Annotated in this window: 11 protein-coding genes, 3 tRNA genes and 2 pseudogenes; 14 read left to right on the top strand and 2 right to left on the bottom strand. The window is 37.6% G+C overall.

Annotated elements, in window-relative coordinates:
• The 5 genes and pseudogenes from U736_RS10940 (at position 1) to U736_RS0104450 (ending at position 6,166) form a co-directional block, all read left to right on the top strand.
• A pseudogene (locus U736_RS10940) lies at positions 1 to 809 on the top strand (glycosyltransferase family 32 protein).
• A 146-nt stretch (positions 810 to 955) separates the two neighbouring features.
• The gene (clpP, locus tag U736_RS0104465) at positions 956 to 1,588 is read left to right on the top strand and encodes an ATP-dependent Clp endopeptidase proteolytic subunit ClpP (protein ID WP_012755012.1); all 633 of its coding nucleotides are present in this window, start codon (positions 956 to 958) and stop codon (positions 1,586 to 1,588) included.
• A gap of 183 nt (positions 1,589 to 1,771) precedes the next feature.
• The gene (gene clpX, locus U736_RS0104460; protein ID WP_012755013.1) at positions 1,772 to 3,046 is read left to right on the top strand and encodes an ATP-dependent Clp protease ATP-binding subunit ClpX; all 1,275 of its coding nucleotides are present in this window, start codon (positions 1,772 to 1,774) and stop codon (positions 3,044 to 3,046) included.
• Between the two features lie 183 nt (positions 3,047 to 3,229).
• Positions 3,230 to 5,656 (top strand): endopeptidase La, encoded by a 2,427-nt coding sequence (gene lon / locus U736_RS0104455; protein ID WP_012755014.1) that lies wholly within the window; start codon positions 3,230 to 3,232, stop codon positions 5,654 to 5,656.
• Positions 5,657 to 5,887: 231 nt separating this feature from the next.
• Complete coding sequence (locus tag U736_RS0104450; RefSeq protein WP_012231443.1) at positions 5,888 to 6,166, top strand: HU family DNA-binding protein; 279 nt, start codon at positions 5,888 to 5,890, stop codon at positions 6,164 to 6,166.
• A 1,104-nt stretch (positions 6,167 to 7,270) separates the two neighbouring features.
• On the opposite strand, the gene trmFO is transcribed toward U736_RS0104450, so the two are convergent.
• Complete coding sequence (trmFO, locus tag U736_RS0104445) at positions 7,271 to 8,683, bottom strand: methylenetetrahydrofolate--tRNA-(uracil(54)-C(5))-methyltransferase (FADH(2)-oxidizing) TrmFO (protein WP_012755015.1); 1,413 nt, start codon at positions 8,681 to 8,683, stop codon at positions 7,271 to 7,273.
• A 134-nt stretch (positions 8,684 to 8,817) separates the two neighbouring features.
• Between trmFO and U736_RS0104440 the strand changes: the two genes are divergently transcribed.
• The 6 genes and pseudogenes from U736_RS0104440 (at position 8,818) to U736_RS10935 (ending at position 14,798) form a co-directional block, all read left to right on the top strand.
• Positions 8,818 to 8,900: transfer RNA gene (locus U736_RS0104440), tRNA-Leu, on the top strand.
• A gap of 135 nt (positions 8,901 to 9,035) precedes the next feature.
• On the top strand, positions 9,036 to 10,463 hold the full coding sequence (gene tig / locus U736_RS0104435) for a trigger factor (RefSeq protein ID WP_012755016.1): 1,428 nt from the start codon (positions 9,036 to 9,038) through the stop codon (positions 10,461 to 10,463).
• Between the two features lie 128 nt (positions 10,464 to 10,591).
• Entirely contained in the window at positions 10,592 to 12,091 is a 1,500-nt protein-coding gene (gene gatB / locus U736_RS0104430) for an Asp-tRNA(Asn)/Glu-tRNA(Gln) amidotransferase subunit GatB (protein WP_026500348.1), read from the top strand.
• 181 nt (positions 12,092 to 12,272) lie between these two features.
• Positions 12,273 to 12,671, top strand: a complete 399-nt coding sequence (locus tag U736_RS0104425) for an NADH:ubiquinone oxidoreductase subunit NDUFA12 (protein WP_012755018.1) — start codon at positions 12,273 to 12,275, stop codon at positions 12,669 to 12,671.
• 88 nt (positions 12,672 to 12,759) lie between these two features.
• Positions 12,760 to 13,185 (top strand): DUF2155 domain-containing protein, encoded by a 426-nt coding sequence (locus U736_RS0104420; RefSeq protein ID WP_012755019.1) that lies wholly within the window; start codon positions 12,760 to 12,762, stop codon positions 13,183 to 13,185.
• An 894-nt stretch (positions 13,186 to 14,079) separates the two neighbouring features.
• Positions 14,080 to 14,798, top strand: a pseudogene (locus U736_RS10935) (rhomboid family intramembrane serine protease).
• 3 nt (positions 14,799 to 14,801) lie between these two features.
• Here U736_RS10935 and U736_RS0104410 read toward each other — a convergent pair.
• A complete protein-coding gene (locus tag U736_RS0104410) occupies positions 14,802 to 15,632 on the bottom strand; it encodes a TrmH family RNA methyltransferase (RefSeq protein ID WP_026500346.1) in 831 nt (276 codons plus the stop codon).
• Between the two features lie 205 nt (positions 15,633 to 15,837).
• Here U736_RS0104410 and U736_RS0104405 point away from each other — a divergent pair.
• The 3 genes from U736_RS0104405 to tuf all read left to right on the top strand — a co-directional run bounded on the left by U736_RS0104405 (position 15,838) and on the right by tuf (position 17,383).
• Positions 15,838 to 15,921 (top strand) — tRNA-Tyr (locus U736_RS0104405).
• Positions 15,922 to 15,953: 32 nt separating this feature from the next.
• Positions 15,954 to 16,027, top strand: a tRNA-Gly gene (locus U736_RS0104400).
• A 180-nt stretch (positions 16,028 to 16,207) separates the two neighbouring features.
• Positions 16,208 to 17,383, top strand: a complete 1,176-nt coding sequence (gene tuf, locus U736_RS0104395) for an elongation factor Tu (protein ID WP_012755022.1) — start codon at positions 16,208 to 16,210, stop codon at positions 17,381 to 17,383.
• Positions 17,384 to 17,395: the final 12 nt, after the last annotated feature.

Genomic DNA, 17,395 nt, shown 5'->3' with positions numbered 1-17,395 from the left:
ATGGATATTTGTACTTTTTGGTATAGTGGACAATTAAGATTGGTGGATAGGCTTTGTTTGTCCTCAATGGTTAAAACTGGACAGCGCGTTAAGCTTTTTAGTTATGATAAAAAAATAGATAATCTTCCTGCCGGTGTTGAGTTGCATGAAGCCGAATCAATTTTACCACGTTCAGCAATTTATCGCCTTGATCCCGATTTTTCTGATGATAAACCAGGGTGTACAATTGTTCAGTTTTCGGATTTTTTTCGTGTTATGCTGATGAAATATCAACAAGGTGTTTGGTTAGATACAGATGTTTACCTTGTTAAACAATTTCATCCAGATGCGGATAAGGTTTGGTTAGCAAGAGAAAATAATACAAGAGTAGGCGTTTCTGCACTTTATTTTCCGCCTAATAACCCTATTATAAAAGTATTTGAAGATTATTGGGCAGGCACAGAAATTATTCCTCATTGGCTTGGGTTTAAGCGTCGTGTTTGGAGACCGTTCTGGTTAAAGAGGAAAAAAATGCCGATTTTGCCGGGAAGTCTTGGCGTTACGATATTTGGCAATGATGGTATTTCGCGATTAGCAAAACGATATGGTTTTTTCATGAAGCAAAGGAAAAGGAAACTTTTTATTATTGGACTGGGCGAAAAGCTGAACGTATTTTTGAACCAGCTTTTGGCGTAAAGCCGCTTACAGATTCACGCTTGATAGGCTTTCATATTCACAGAAAGACAAAGACCACGAAAAGACCTCAGGAAGGAAGTTTTTACCATTGGGCGGTATCTCGCATTCCTGATGTTCATCATTTGTTTAAGTAGAGTTATTATTGCTATTTTAACTATTGGGATTTTAATCTATCTTAAACAGCTCTTGATTGTAGCTTGCGCAAGAGAGTAATGTTAACGTATGGATAAAAACATTGAATGTGTAAAGAGCGGTTGTTATATGAACGGAAAGTAAAAATATGAGTGATCCAATGAAAACAGCATTAAGCCTTGTTCCTATGGTTATTGAACAAACCAATCGTGGTGAACGGGCCTATGATATTTTTTCCCGTCTTTTAAAGGAGCGGATTATTTTTATTAATGGTCCTGTCGAAGATGGTATGGCAATGCTTGTTTGTGCACAATTGCTTTTCTTGGAAGCGGAAAATCCTAAAAAAGAAATTAGTCTTTATATTAATTCTCCAGGTGGTGTCGTAACATCTGGTATGGCTATTTATGATACTATGCAGTTTATTCGCCCTCCTGTTTCTACGCTTTGCATGGGGCAGGCGGCATCTATGGGGTCTTTATTGTTAACAGCTGGAGCAAAAGGTCATCGTTTTACATTGCCAAACGCACGTATTATGGTGCATCAACCATCCGGTGGTTTTCAAGGTCAAGCTTCAGATATTGAGCGACATGCGCAAGACATTATAAAGATGAAACGGCGTTTAAATGAAATTTATGTTCAACATACAGGTCAAGATTATGAGATTATTGAGAGAACTCTCGATCGCGATCATTTTATGACAGCAGAAGAGGCCAAAGCGTTTGGCTTAGTTGATGATGTTATACAATATCGTGCAGAAACTGAAAAAGAAGAAAAAGATTAAGAATTTTTATAGAAAAAACAGCTACTTTAAATCACAGAGTTTTATAAAAAATATCGCAAAATAAGAGAAACACCTAAAAATATTGAGACATGCATGGTTTTCTATATGTCTTTTAGTTTTCATGATGAAAAGCTTCCTTTGAAAAGGCAAAGTATTCATATATCGTGGTGAAAGGAAAGAAAAATGAGCAAAATTAGCAATAGCGGGAACGAATCAAAAAATACTCTCTATTGCTCGTTCTGCGGCAAGAGTCAGCATGAGGTGCGTAAGCTCATTGCGGGGCCTACTGTATTTATCTGTGATGAATGTGTAGAGCTTTGCATGGATATTATTCGGGAAGAAAATAAGTCTTCTGGGGTTAAGGTGCGTGATGGTGTTCCTACGCCACAGGAAATTATAACAGTTCTTGATGATTATGTTATTGGTCAGCAGCATGCAAAGCGTGTTCTTTCTGTTGCTGTTCATAATCATTATAAACGGTTGGCGCATCAGTCTAAAAGCAATGATATTGAGTTGGCTAAATCAAATATTCTTCTTGTTGGTCCAACGGGCTGTGGTAAAACTTATCTTGCACAAACATTAGCACGTATTATTGATGTGCCTTTTACGATGGCGGATGCGACCACTTTGACGGAAGCAGGCTATGTAGGTGAGGATGTAGAAAATATTATTTTGAAACTTCTTCAAGCTGCTGACTATAATGTTGAACGTGCACAACGTGGCATTGTTTATATTGATGAGGTCGATAAAATTTCTCGTAAAGCAGACAATCCTTCTATTACAAGAGATGTTTCGGGGGAAGGAGTTCAGCAAGCGTTATTAAAAATTATGGAAGGAACGATTGCTTCTGTTCCTCCTCAAGGTGGACGTAAGCATCCGCAACAAGAGTTTCTTCAGGTTGACACCACAAACATCTTATTCATTTGTGGGGGAGCTTTTGCTGGTTTAGAACGAATTATTTCAGGGCGTGGTGAAAAAACTTCTATTGGTTTTTCTGCGACCGTTAAGGCTCCTGATGAGCGTTGTGTCGGTGAAATTTTTCGTGATTTAGAGCCTGAAGATCTTATAAAATTTGGTTTAATACCAGAATTTATTGGGCGCCTTCCTATAGTCGCTACCTTAGAGGATTTAGATGTTAACGCCCTTATGCAAATTTTATCACAACCTAAAAATGCTTTAGTAAAGCAATATCAGCGTCTTTTTGAAATGGAGAATGTCGAGTTATCATTTCATGAAGATGCTTTACGTGTTATTGCGAAGAAAGCAATTGAACGTAAAACTGGTGCTCGTGGTTTACGTTCTATTATGGAGAAGATCCTTCTTGAGACGATGTTTGAGCTACCGGCTCTTGAAGGCGTTCAAAAAGTGGTTATTTCGAGTGATGTCGTTGATGGGAAAGCGCGTCCTCTTTATATTTACTCAGAACGTGCAGAAGATAAAGAAAATGTATCAGCATGATATTGTGCTAAGCACAATATGAAAGGTGGTAATAAACAGTATTTGATGGGTGTTTATAATAATATCATTATAATGCTTGATTTATGTATTAGTAATTACCACTTCATGTATTGTGAAGAGCTGAGGTTTTCTAAAGGTGAGCTGGTTGTTGTAGATAGCTCATAGGCTCCAGAAAGGAGAGTTATGCAATATATTGATGAAAAGACAGATGAAGTAAGAGATGGGGTTTATGCTGTTTTACCTCTTCGTGATATTGTTGTCTTCCCCCATATGATTGTTCCACTTTTTGTGGGCCGCGAAAAATCAATTCGTGCTCTTGAAGAAACGATGGCGGTTGACAAGCAAATACTCTTGGTGACACAAAAAAATGCTTCTGATGACGATCCAAAATCAGAGGATATTTATCATATTGGTACATTTGCTAATATTCTTCAACTTTTAAAGCTTCCTGATGGTACTGTAAAGGTTTTGGTTGAAGGAACTGCACGTGCAAAAATTAGTCAATTTGCTTTAAGTGAAGGTTATCATCAGGCATATGCGACTGTTACAGAAGAATCTAGAGAGAGTGATGTTGAGATTGAAGCTCTTTCAAGGTCAGTGATTGCTTATTTTGAAAACTATGTAAAGCTTAATAAAAAAATCTCTCCTGAAGTTGTTAATGCGATTGGTCAGATTGATAATCCTTCTAAGCTTGCCGATACGATTGCTTCTCATTTGATGATTAAACTTGCAGAAAAACAGGAAATACTAGAGCTCTTACCTGTACGGGCCCGTCTTGAACGTGTTCTGTCCTTCATGGAAGGAGAAATTTCTGTTTTGCAGGTTGAAAAACGTATTCGTTCGCATGTTAAACGGCAAATGGAAAAAAACCAACGAGAATATTATCTCAATGAGCAGATGAAGGCTATTCAAAAAGAGTTAGGGGCAGGTGATGATAGCCGAGATGAACTCTCTGAATTAGAAGAACGTATCAAGAATACAAAACTATCCAAGGAAGCACAGGAAAAAGCTGGGGCAGAATTGAGAAAATTACGGAATATGTCTCCTATGTCTGCAGAAGCGACAGTTGTCCGTAACTATCTTGATTGGTTATTAGCAATGCCTTGGGGTAAAAAATCTAAGATTAAAAACAATTTAGATTTTGCTGAAAAGGTCATGAATAATGAACATTTCGGTCTTGAAAAGGTTAAGGAGCGGATTATTGAATATTTGGCTGTACAAAGTCGCGCGTCAAAGATAAAAGGTCCTATTATTTGTTTGTTAGGTCCTCCTGGTGTAGGGAAAACATCATTAGCGCGCTCTATTGCAAAGGCGACGGGGCGTGAGTATGTTCGTATCTCATTGGGAGGCGTGCGGGATGAAGCAGAAATTCGCGGACATCGCCGAACATATATTGGTTCGATGCCTGGAAAAATTATCCAGTCTATGAAAAAAGCAAAAAAATCTAATCCGCTTTTCTTGCTTGATGAAATTGATAAAATGGGACAAGATTTTCGTGGAGATCCTTCATCCGCTTTATTAGAAGTTCTTGATCCTGAACAAAACAGTACATTTATTGATCACTATTTGGAAGTTGAATATGATCTTTCTGATGTCATGTTTATCACAACTGCCAATACGCTTAATATTCCAGGTCCGTTAATGGATCGTATGGAAATTATTCGTATTGCTGGTTATACTGAATGTGAGAAAATGGAAATTGTTAAACAGCATCTTTTACCAAAGGCACTAAAAGATCACTCTTTGTCTAAAAAAGAACTCAGTATTTCTGATGGAGCACTAAGGTCAATTATTCAGTTTTATACACGTGAGGCAGGCGTTCGTAACCTTGAGCGTGAACTCATGAAAATTTCCCGCAAATCTGTTACAAAAATTCTCAAAACGCATCAAAAATCTGTAAAAGTTACAGAAAGTAATATTCATGATTTCTTGGGTGTTAAACGTTATCATTACAATCAGATTGAAGGAGAAAATCAAATTGGTGTTGTGACAGGCCTTGCGTGGACAGAAGTCGGTGGAGAGTTATTGACCATTGAAGGAGTTATGATGCCCGGCAAAGGTAAGATGACTGTAACTGGAAATTTACGTGATATTATGAAGGAGTCCATTTCAGCGGCAGCATCTTATGTACGTTCTCGTGCTGTTGATTTTGGTATTGAACCTCCACTTTTTGAAAAACGCGATATCCATGTTCATGTTCCAGAGGGTGCTACGCCAAAAGATGGCCCATCTGCTGGGATTGCAATGGTGACAGCAATTGTTTCGGTTCTTACAGGAGTAGCTGTGCATAAAGATATTGCAATGACTGGTGAAATTACTTTACGTGGACGCGTTTTACCAATTGGTGGATTAAAAGAAAAACTCCTAGCAGCTCTTCGAGGAGGGATAAAAAAGGTACTTATTCCTGAAGAAAACGCAAAAGATTTGGTTGATATTCCTGACGATGTCAAAAATAATATGGAAATTATTCCGGTAAATCATGTGAGTGAAGTTTTGAAACACGCTTTGGTTCGTTTTCCAGACACTATTGAATGGAAAGAACCCTCTACGGTGGCTGTCCCAATCCGGTCAGAGGGCAGTGATAGTGAAGGAATACAGATTGCGCACTGATTCACTTATCTCATTTATAACGGCATTTTTTAGGTGGCAGAAGGCGTTGTTGAGGTTATTGTTCTGTTTTTTGTTGGAAAAAGTGAAAAATTCCGTGAATAACTGTGATTATTGCTAAAAAAACAATGTTTTGGATAAAAATAAGACTTCTGTTTGCTGTACTTTTCAATAAACTGACCAATAACATGATTAAGTCATGTTGTCAGGTAATATAGGGAAAGGAAATATTTTATGAATAAAAGTGAATTGGTTAGCTCCGTTGCTGAAAAGGCAGGTGTTTCGAAAGCGCAAGCTGGTGCTGTTGTTGATGCTTTTATGGCTTCTGTAACAGAAGCTTTGGCTTCAGGGGGAGATGTTCGTCTTCCAGGTTTTGGCTCTTTTGAAGTTTCTCATCGTGCTGCAACAAAGGGGCGTAATCCTTCAACTGGTGCTGAAATCGATATTCCAGCACGTTCTGTACCTAAATTTTCTGCAGGAAAAAGCCTTAAAGAAGCAGTTAATAAAAAATAATTTAAGCTACATAAAAAAACCCGATTTATTTATAAGCGGGTTTTTTTTAGCACATGTATTATGCCCATTTTTCATATAACACGTTGAGATTTTTGCGGTATTTTTTATTTTCATGTATTACTTGTATTTTTGAAAATAATTTTAAGTGTTGTATAAAATACTGTCAGCTTAAAATATATTTTTTAGCCTTTTCAGTAAAATATTGCACTGTATTAATGCAGTACCAGTGTGGCTTATAAAATCTAATGTTAACTTTTATTACGCTGAAGTGTTACGGTATTTATTTCAAAACAAGATCCGTAAATAGTATGAGGCAAAAAACTCTGTAAACTCTATAAAAGTTATTATATACTACTATTTACGCTTAATAAAAGTGCATGTTGGTGCCGCCGTACTGTTTTTCTCAGTTCCTATAATGTTGCAATTAGCCCTCAATATCTGAGACGAGTGTATAAGGGATAGTTTTATTCTTTTACTTATACGCCAACCTTGCTTGTGACGCACCAAGAGAATAATTTTTATTGATTTATTATAAGAGATTCTGAAATGAAAGAATCTTATGATATTCAGATTTCACTTTCAATATTGTGATTTTTCTTGGCATTTGAGAGGGAAGAGATAGATCCAGCTCTATCCTACAAATATTTTTTCCATATCCCTATTTCACTTGTGATATGCAAGAGAGCGTTTTTTCTTCATCACACAAGAGTTAAAGTGAGAGAATATCAAAAATTTTGATGAAGGAAGTTAAAAAACAGAAAAATTACTCTTATAAAATAATGTATATTACGTAATATAAAAAATATTAATAGAGATAATACAGTATTGCTTGTTTATTTTCCATCTATTTAATTTTTTATTATTCATAATATATTGATATAATTATTTTATTTTTAGTCATTAAATCATATTAAATTGTTGATAGCGGTAAAGGTTTTTTATAGCCAAAAGTTATTTTACAAGCACCTACATAATTAAATAAATGATGAAACGTAGAGTAGTATTTATTGATTGGGGGAGACAGTCTTTAAAAGGCTTTAGAATGATTTTTTCACGAGAGTCATAAAGATCTATTCAGTAGATGAGAGGCGAATTGTGTATTTTTTATAAACAGGAACTCTTTGATTCTTTATCTGCTAACCACTGAATACAATCATTGAGAGCTCTCGCTGTGATGGCTTGTTTTTTTACTAATTTTTTTTCTTTACTTGCTAAGCGTTTTCCTGAATGTCTAATAGAAGCAATAGGGGGAAAGAGTCCGAAATTGATATTCATTGGCTGAAAGGACTGTGTTTCTGCTTTTTCATCTATGATGTGTCCCCCCGTAATATGATTCAAAAGGGCTCCGAATGCTGTCGTTTGTGGGGGTAGGCAAGGGGAAATATGATGATATTCGGCAGCAGCAAAATGTCCAGCAAGAAGCCCTATTGCCGCTGATTCTACATAACCTTCACATCCGGTAATTTGCCCTGCAAAGCGTAGTTGTTTTTTTTGTTTTAAACGAAGGGTTTGATCAAGAATAATTGGCGAGTTGAGGTAGGTATTGCGGTGAAGACCACCAAGACGCGCAAACTCTGCTTTTTCAAGACCGGGAATCATTCTAAAAATGCGAATTTGTTCACCATATTTCAGTTTTGTTTGAAAGCCGACCATATTGTAAAGCGTTCCAAGTTTATTATCTTGGCGTAATTGAACGACAGCATAGGGTTTAACTGTAGGGTTATGGGCATTGGTTAAGCCCATAGGTTTCATAGGACCGTGTCTTAACGTTTCAAGTCCGCGCTCAGCCATAATTTCAATGGGGAGGCATCCATCAAAATAGGGCGTTTTTTCAAAGTCACGAAACTCTGTTTTTTCAGCATTTTTTAATGCTTCAACGAATGTTTTATATTGTTCTTTGTTGAGGGGACAATTAAGATAATCTTTTCCTGTTCCCTCAGGACCAATTTTATCATAGCGAGACTGATACCAACAAATGTTGATATCAATACTATTGGTATGGATAATAGGTGCAATCGCATCAAAAAAAGAAAGAGCTTTTATACCGGTTATTGCTTGTAATTCTTGAGCAAGTGCAGGTGATGTAAGGGGACCCGTTGCAATGACAACATGTTTCCAAGCTTTAGGAATTTCTTGAACTTCTTCACGTTTGATTGTTATAAGAGGATGGTTTTCGATTGCTGTCGTAACGGTTTTTGAAAATCCATCACGGTCAACAGCAAGGGCACTACCTGCGGGAACTTTGTTGGCATCAGCAGCTTTCATAATTAACGATTTCGCTAATCGCATTTCAGCATGTAAAAGCCCTACGGCATTTGTTAATGAATCATCGCAACGAAATGAATTTGAACAAACTAGTTCTGCCAAATTATCGGTTTTATGGGCATCTGATTTTTTTTCGGGTCGCATTTCATGCAAAACAACAGGAATTCCTGATTGAGCGATTTGCCAGCTTGCTTCACACCCCGCAAGACCGCCACCGATGATATGAATTGGGATATCGAATGTCTTTAACATAATTGACTTTTAGCGTAAGCAGTTATGTATGAAAAGCATAGATTTTGTTTTTTTTAATATATTTGTTTGCTTTTTTCCCGTAATTAATGGTATAGAGACGCCGCTTGTATAAGGTTATTAGCTTGTAAGTTTGAGCGGATGTGGCGAAATTGGTAGACGCACCAGATTTAGGTTCTGGCGGGAGACCGTGGGGGTTCGAGTCCCTCCATCCGCACCAAAGCAATCCCTTAAGTGCTACGGATTTCTACGTGTCTGAAATTCCGCTTCATGGTAAATGTAACACTCGAAGTGTTAGAATGTAATGATTATTAGAGTGGGTTTATCCCTCTCCTTAGGAAAATGAAGGTGTTTAATGCAGGTTACCGAGACGCTTAATGAAGGACTGAAGCGCGAAATTAAGATCGTGGTTCCAGCGAAAGATTTAGAAGAAAAGCTGAATGAAAGATTGGATGATACCAAGGGAAAAATCAAGCTTAATGGTTTTCGTCCCGGTAAAGTGCCTAGTGGGCATTTGCGAAAAATGTATGGTAAATCCTTTATGGCGGAGATTCTCAATGAGATACTCAGTGATGCACCTCGGTCTATTTTAGCAGATCGCAATGAACGTGCAGCGATGCAGCCGAAAATTGATATAGATGAAGATGAAAAAATTCTAGATGGCAAAGCTGATTTTACTTTTAGTTTAAAGTATGAAGTTTTACCAAAAATTGAAATTAAAGATTTTGAACATATTAAGGTTATCCGTGAAATTGCAACTATTCCTGAACAGGATATTGATGATCAAATCAATCGCGTCCTTTCTTCTACGCGTAATTATTCCCTAAAAGAGGGGGCTTCTGAAGAAGGTGATCGTATTAGCATAGATTATCAAGGTAAGCTTGAAGGCGCTCCATTTGAAGGTGGGGAAGATAGTGATGCACAACTGATTCTTGGGTCAAAACAATTTATTCCTGGTTTTGAAGAGCAATTGGTTGGTGTGAAAGCTGGGGATGCAAAAACGATTTTTGTTAAATTTCCTGATAATTACAGTGCAGCACATTTGTCCGGACGGGAAGCAGAGTTTGACATTACTGTCAAAGCTGTCTTTAAACCAGATGAATTAAAAATTGATGATGAAGCAGCACAAAAAGTTGGTTTAGAGTCTCTAGATCGCTTACGTGAGGTCGTTCGTGGGCAGATTGAAAGCCAATACGGTTCAGTGACACGTCAAAAAGTTAAGCGTCAAATTCTTGATGCTTTAGATGCTGATTATAATTTTGAGATTCCTGAGGAACTTTTAGAGATTGAGTTTAACAATATATGGGCTCAGGTTAATGATGATTTGAAAAAGGCTGGGCGCAGTTTTGAAGATGAAGGTATTACAGAAGAAAAGGCACGGGAGGAATATCGTGTCCTTGCACAACGTCGTGTTCGTCTTGGTTTGGTGCTTTCTGAAATTGGAATGAAGGTTGGTGTTAAAGTTAGTGAGGATGAGCTAAAAGCAGCCGTTTTTGATCAGGTTCGCCAGTATCCTGGACAAGAGAAAGAGATTATGGATTTTTTCCGCAGGACTCCGGAAGCTGTTGAAAATCTACGTGCTCCGATTTTTGAAGAAAAGGTCATTGATCATTTATTAGCACAGATAAAAGTCACAGATAAGGAAGTGACGGTTGAAGAGTTGATGAAAGAATATGACGAATCAGATATCCCTGAAGAAAAGCCGGCAAAGAAAAAGTCTGCAGTGAAAGAAACGTCTACAGAGAAAACATCAGCTAAGAAAAAAGCTCCTAAAAAAGCTTAGTATTTATGCAAACAGAAAAAGCCCGATAGAATCGGGCTTTTTGTAAGATTTATATCCTAAGATTGCACTGAGAGAATGGTTTTAGATAAGCCATGAGTATATTTTAAAATATTGGTAGTGGATTGGCAATGAGCATCATTGATACGCGTACTCCTGATTCTAAGCGTTTTATTTCTGGAGTTACAGGTGATTGGGAAGTCATCATTGGCATGGAAGTTCATGCGCAAATCATATCAAATTCGAAACTTTTTTCAGGAGCATCAACCAAATTTGGTGCAGAGCCGAACAATCATGTATCACTCATTGATGCAGCCATGCCAGGTATGTTGCCTGTTCTTAATCAAGAATGTGTCCGTCAAGCGGTTCGAACGGGGTTAGGATTAGAGGCGCATATTAATTTAAAATCTGTTTTTGATCGCAAAAATTATTTTTATCCAGATTTACCGCAGGGGTATCAAATTTCTCAATTTCGCTATCCCATTGTGGGAGAGGGAAAGATTACCATATCTGTTGGTCCAGATTCGAATGGCCAATTTGAAGATATTGAAGTCGGGATTGAAAGATTACACCTTGAACAAGATGCAGGAAAATCGATGCATGATCAGCATCCAACAATGTCTTTTGTTGATCTTAATCGTTCTGGTGTTGCTCTTATGGAAATTGTTTCCAAACCGGATATGCGCTCATCAGATGAAGCCAAAGCCTATATGACAAAATTGCGTACGATTGTTCGTTATTTGGGCACTTGCGATGGCAATATGGATGAAGGTTCTATGCGTGCAGATGTTAATGTATCTGTTCGTCGTCCTGGTGAAAATTTTGGAACGCGCTGTGAAATTAAAAACGTTAATTCTATTCGCTTTATTGGTCAAGCCATTGAGTATGAAGCGCGTCGTCAGATCGCAATTTTAGAAGAGGGAGGAGTCATAGATCAAGAGACTCGGCTTTTTGATGCGGCTAAAGGTGAAACGCGTTCTATGCGCTCAAAAGAAGAAGCACATGACTATCGTTATTTTCCTGATCCTGATCTTTTACCATTAGAATTTGATCAAGCATTTGTGGATGCTTTGGCAGCAGACTTACCAGAATTGCCTGACGCTATAAAAGCACGTTTTGTTAAGGAAATGGGATTGACTGTGTATGATGCTTCCATTCTTGTGACAGAAAAGGCTATTGCTGATTATTTTGAAGAAGTAGCGCGTGGGCGTGATGGAAAAATAGTTGCCAATTGGGTGATTAATGACCTTTTAGGGGCTTTAAATAAAGATAATCGTGAGATTGAAGAATCACCGGTATCGCCAAATCAATTGGGAAGCATTATTGATCTCATAAAAGAAGGAGTTATTTCTGGAAAAATTGCCAAAGATCTTTTTGAGATTATTTGGAATGAGGGGGGAGATGCACGCCAAATTGTAGAAGAGCGAAATATGAAGCAGGTGACAGATACAAAGGCAATTGAAAGAGCCGTTGATGAAATCATTGCTAATAATTCTGATAAAGTTGCGCAAGCAAAACAGAAACCCGCTTTAGCTGGTTGGTTTGTTGGACAGGTAATGAAAGCAACAGGTGGTAAGGCAAACCCTCAAGCTGTTAATGAATTGGTTAAGATAAAACTTGGCATAGATTAAATTTTATGGGGTGGAGAAGAAGCCATACATATGATATCTTCCTGAAATTAAGGGATAGCACGTTATCCTATCAATTGGAATTGTAGCTGAATTTACTAGTAAATTTTTCGGTAATTTCAATCGTTAACAGTTTTATTCCAACGATTAATTTCATGAGCGCACTAAATGAATGGAATAGCAGATGGCTCGTTTTTTTAAGCAAATCTTCACATGGTGGAATGGCAATACCATTGGTACGCGTTTTTTCACATGGCGCAAAGGTAAGCGGATAGGGGAAGATCAATTTGGAAATATATATTATGAAGGGGGACTTCATAAGGATGGTTATCCGCACCGTTGGGTTATTTATAAAGACTATTCTGAGGCCTCTACTATTCCACCAGGTTGGCACGGCTGGATTCATCATCGCTGTGAGTGCCCACCAACACAGGAGGATTATCATCCTTATGAATGGGAAAAGCCTCATGTTGCAAATATGACAGGAACAAGTGAGGACTATCGACCAAAGGGGGCTATCACCTCCAATGGAGAGCGTTCTTGTGTGCATGAAGATTATGATGCGTGGTCACCTAAAAAATAAAAGATTTTAGTGTGCGCGTGTATTTTTGTCTTATTGGACTCTAAGTTATGAAAAGAATTATTTTTAAGATGCGATTGATTTTGATATGATGAGATTTTTTTTATTGTTAGGGGTGAAGCATTTTATATATATTTTTTTAATGGGAGTTTTAGTATTTTTATCTTTAAATAGTGGAGTGCGGGCTGAGCGTATTAGCAATGGAATTGCTGTTTTTGCAGGTCTTGACAAAATCACGGGGCGGACCACACGTTTTGAAGTTACTCTTGGTAAAATTTATCAGTACGGTGCATTACAGGTGACGCCACGTGCGTGTTATACGAGCTCTAAAGATGAACCAACGCGTACAACTGGTTTTGTTGAAGTCAATGAAGTGACATTAGATAAAAAAGTACGGCGTATTTTTACAGGATGGATGTTTGCAGATAGTCCTGGTTTGAACGCTGTTGAGCATCCTATTTATGATGTGTGGTTAAAGGATTGCAAGCAGAATTCTCAAGATCTTCCTCTTCAATGATTAGTGTGTTATCTATTTATAATACATTGATTTATAATGGTCCTTTATCATTTTACAACTTAATAAGAGGTTCAATTTCCTATGATTGCCTCATTTAAAATTTTTCTATATTGAATTAATCTGAATTATTCTCTTGCGCATTACAAGTGGCGGATGTGCAGATAAGATTCTCTAAGATAAGGAATAAAAATTTACTTCATGAACTGTTTAAATTCAAAGATGCATCATTAAAATCAACATATTTTGCAGTGTTTCATAAGAGACAGTTCTTCAATTATATTTGTTAGAGGTTGAAATGAAAGGCTTGTTGATATTTGTTAAAGAGATGAACTGAAGCTTTTGCATTTATGAGGGAAACAGACTATCGAGTGAGTAATTCATCATGAAATAGCAATTAGTATATCTAGAGAACGCTGTGTTGGTAGTTTTCTCATAGAGATGTCGTTTTTCTTTCAAAGAGTAGAAGCAATACAAGCTATATTCAAGCTATATTAATGGAAAAATTGAGACTTAAGATTATTTAAAGTTTCTCAATCGAAGTATAGATTGGTTAAAAAATGCAGTGATCAATATATTTCTAGTAAAAAAACAATGTTTATATATTTTTATTATACACCACCTCATAAGTGAGTTTGTCTATTCGTAAGTTCTTGTATATTACATAATAACTTCACATTTTAATAAGCAGGATACCGCTAAGTTTGTAAATCATATTCTTGATATCCATGCTTTTTAAAATCTTTTGTATAAAATACACGTGTTTTCATGTAGAGCTATTGAAAATTTAAAAAGGGGCTTCGAAGAGGCGTTGAAAAGATTCTGCATCACTGGGAGTGGTATATTTATTTTGTATAAAGAATAACCCATTCTCTAAAGAATACGAGATTTTATAAAATGAAAGTTTCTAGTCACCAACATAATGATGTTTCTCGATTACCGAAACAACCTAAAGAACCCTTGTTGAATGTTCCATTTATTATAGTTGTTTTGATAGCATTTTGTTTTTGTCTTTATTGCATTTCTCAGTATTTTTTTTCTCATAAGGTTTATGTTGAAAGTCTTGAATTTTTTTCATTTATACCAGCATTGTTTAAGAGGGATCCTGTAGCACTCTGTTATACCATGGTGAGTTATTCATTTATGCATAGTAGTTTTAAACATGTTGCTCTTAATATGGTTTGGTTTTTGGCTCTCCTTTAGCAAGGCATTTTGGTGCTTTACGTTTTTTAATTTTTTGGGTGTTAATGGCAGTTATTTCTATTTTGACTTATTTTACATTTCATCAAGAAAGTACCATATCACTTATTGGGGCGTCAGGTTCCGTATCTGGAATGATGGGAGCTATTGCACGTTACGGTTTTTCTAGTGGTTATCTAGCTGTCAATGCGCAGAACGAAAAACTTTTTGGACCTTTATTGTCCATTAAAAAAGCTCTGTGCTCTAAGGGGATGCTTGTTTATATGGGTGTATGGCTGATGGCTGATTTTATCATAGGTATTTCTTCTATTTTGTTTGAAGAAAATGGCATCTCAATAGCATGGGAAGCTCATATTGGCGGGTTTCTTGCGGGTTTTTTGTTGGTTGGTTTTTTTGATGTTTCACAAAAAAATTAAAAACTAGAATCTAAGATATTTATGTGCCACATAAAGCGCTATTGTTGCTGCATTTGAAACATTTAATGATTTAATATTTCCAGGCATATCAAGGCGTGTTAAAGCGCAAACGGTTTCACGTGTTTTTTTACGTAAACCTTTACCTTCTGCTCCTAAAACAAGAGCAATTTTATTCCCTGTTAATGCTGTTTCTAGAGGTTTGTCCCCTTCTGAATCGAGACCAAAGCTTGTAAAACCTGTTTGATGAAGTTCTTGAAGAGCTTCAGCGAGGTTTCGTACGGTAATATAATGAATCATTTCCAGAGCTCCAGATGCCGCTTTCGCAAGAACACCGCTTTCGTGGGGAGAGTGACGGCAAGTTGTAATAAGCGCTTTAGCTTTCAATGCAACTGCAGAGCGCATAATAGCGCCAACATTATGCGGATCGGTAATTTGATCCATGACAATGACCAGGTCAGTATTGGTTAGTTCCGAAAGCTTGCATGGTTTGAGGGGTAAAGTTTCCAAAACAATACCTTGATGAACAGCCTCACTTCCAACAAGCGAATCAAGATATTTTGGGGTGCATAATGTAACAGAGCAAGGATAATCTGATTCGGATATATTTAATCGTTTTAAGGCATTTTGTGTAACGTAAAGACATTTTAAAATTCTTTTTGGGTTTTCTAAAGCTGCCTGAACAGAATGAATGCCATAAAGATGGATTATCCCTTGCTGTAAAGAAGCAGCTTTCTTCTTTAGGTGTGTAAAAGATCGAGAAGGAGAGCCTTTTGTATCGCGATATCGGCGACGTAAACGAGCATAATGAGAATTTTGTGATGTTTTTTCTTTCATAACTCCTTTATAGCGTGTTAATAAGAAAAATAGAGAGAAAAAATCTGTGATTTAAAGTTATGAGCAGGAAATTTGTATAGAATTGTATTTATTCTGTTGACAGATACAATAGTAATCGTCATAACCACTTCGCAATCAGATTGAATTGAATGGGTATTCAAGATGGTTTTCGTAATGTCTCATTGCGCGACTTTACCGGTGTAATGGAGGGGTGCCCGAGTGGTTAAAGGGGGCGGACTGTAAATCCGTTGCGTATGCTACGTTGGTTCGAATCCAACCCCCTCCACCATTCATCGAAGGAGAGTTAGTATGTGAGTTCATGCGGGTATAGCTCAATGGTAGAGCAGCAGCCTTCCAAGCTGAATATGCGGGTTCGATTCCCGCTACCCGCTCCAAATAGTTGTTGGTGATTGGGCAAATAGGTATGATGGAGGATATTCCATTTATAGATTGGGTGGGGTTTTCCGTCTAAGAGTTGTGGTGATTGAGCTGGTTATAGCCTAGTCAGATTGAGTTTTGCAGAACTGTCCCTAGGTGCTAACAAAAATAGGGAATAAAACAAGAGATTAATAGCGATGGCGAAGAGCAAGTTTGAACGAACAAAACCGCATGTTAATATTGGTACGATTGGTCACGTTGATCATGGGAAGACCTCGTTGACAGCAGCGATTACGAAATATTTTGGTGAATTTAAAGCCTATGATCAAATTGATGCTGCCCCAGAGGAACGCGCACGTGGAATTACTATTTCTACAGCGCACGTTGAGTATGAAACGGAAAATCGTCACTATGCGCACGTTGATTGTCCAGGACACGCTGATTATGTGAAGAACATGATCACAGGGGCAGCACAGATGGATGGTGCTATTTTGGTTGTTTCAGCAGCTGATGGTCCAATGCCTCAGACACGTGAGCATATTTTGCTTGCGCGTCAGGTTGGTGTTCCAGCAATTGTTGTTTTTCTTAATAAAGTTGATCAGGTTGATGATGCAGAACTTTTGGAGCTTGTAGAGCTTGAGGTTCGGGAACTTTTATCCAAATATGATTTTCCAGGCGATGATATACCAATTGTTAAAGGTTCTGCGTTGGCAGCTCTTGAGGATAAGGATAAAAGCATTGGTGAAGATGCTGTTCGTCTTTTAATGAGTGAAGTTGATAATTATATTCCAACCCCTGAACGTCCTGTTGATCAACCATTTTTGATGCCGATAGAGGATGTATTTTCGATTTCGGGTCGTGGAACCGTTGTTACGGGTCGTGTTGAGCGTGGTGTTATTAAAGTTGGAGAGGAAATCGAGATTATCGGTATTCGTCCAACGTCTAAGACGACGGTTACAGGCGTTGAAATGTTCCGCAAGCTTTTAGATCAGGGTCAAGCGGGTGATAATATAGGAGCTCTGCTTCGTGGTGTTGACCGTGAAGGGATTGAGCGTGGTCAAGTATTGGCAAAGCCAGGATCTGTTACGCCTCATACACGTTTTAAAGCAGAAGCTTACATTTTGACAAAAGATGAAGGTGGACGTCATACACCATTTTTCACGAATTATCGTCCTCAGTTTTACTTCCGTACGACGGATGTTACAGGTATTGTTACGCTTCCAGAAGGAACGGAAATGGTTATGCCAGGCGACAATGTTGCCATGGATGTTTCGTTGATCGTTCCGATAGCGATGGAAGAGAAGCTTCGTTTTGCTATTCGTGAAGGTGGTCGTACTGTTGGTGCCGGTATCGTCTCTAAAATCATTGAATAAATAATGCTTGTT

Origin of the sequence: Bartonella grahamii ATCC 700132 (genome assembly GCF_000518085.1) — a bacterium.
Classification (GTDB): domain Bacteria; phylum Pseudomonadota; class Alphaproteobacteria; order Rhizobiales; family Rhizobiaceae; genus Bartonella; species Bartonella grahamii.
This window is presented reverse-complemented; position numbering and strand designations above follow the sequence as displayed.

Bases quoted from the DNA above. Each gene is read 5' to 3' on its own strand.
- clpX (WP_012755013.1), top strand. From the start codon at position 1,772: ATGAGCAAAATTAGCAATAGCGGGAACGAATCAAAAAATACTCTCTAT.
- tuf (WP_012755022.1), top strand. From the start codon at position 16,208: ATGGCGAAGAGCAAGTTTGAACGAACAAAACCGCATGTTAATATTGGT.
- clpP (WP_012755012.1), top strand. From the start codon at position 956: ATGAGTGATCCAATGAAAACAGCATTAAGCCTTGTTCCTATGGTTATT.
- U736_RS0104410 (WP_026500346.1), bottom strand. From the start codon at position 15,632: ATGAAAGAAAAAACATCACAAAATTCTCATTATGCTCGTTTACGTCGC.
- U736_RS0104425 (WP_012755018.1), top strand. From the start codon at position 12,273: ATGGCTCGTTTTTTTAAGCAAATCTTCACATGGTGGAATGGCAATACC.
- U736_RS0104420 (WP_012755019.1), top strand. From the start codon at position 12,760: ATGAGATTTTTTTTATTGTTAGGGGTGAAGCATTTTATATATATTTTT.
- U736_RS0104450 (WP_012231443.1), top strand. From the start codon at position 5,888: ATGAATAAAAGTGAATTGGTTAGCTCCGTTGCTGAAAAGGCAGGTGTT.
- trmFO (WP_012755015.1), bottom strand. From the start codon at position 8,683: ATGTTAAAGACATTCGATATCCCAATTCATATCATCGGTGGCGGTCTT.
- lon (WP_012755014.1), top strand. From the start codon at position 3,230: ATGCAATATATTGATGAAAAGACAGATGAAGTAAGAGATGGGGTTTAT.
- tig (WP_012755016.1), top strand. From the start codon at position 9,036: ATGCAGGTTACCGAGACGCTTAATGAAGGACTGAAGCGCGAAATTAAG.
- gatB (WP_026500348.1), top strand. From the start codon at position 10,592: ATGAGCATCATTGATACGCGTACTCCTGATTCTAAGCGTTTTATTTCT.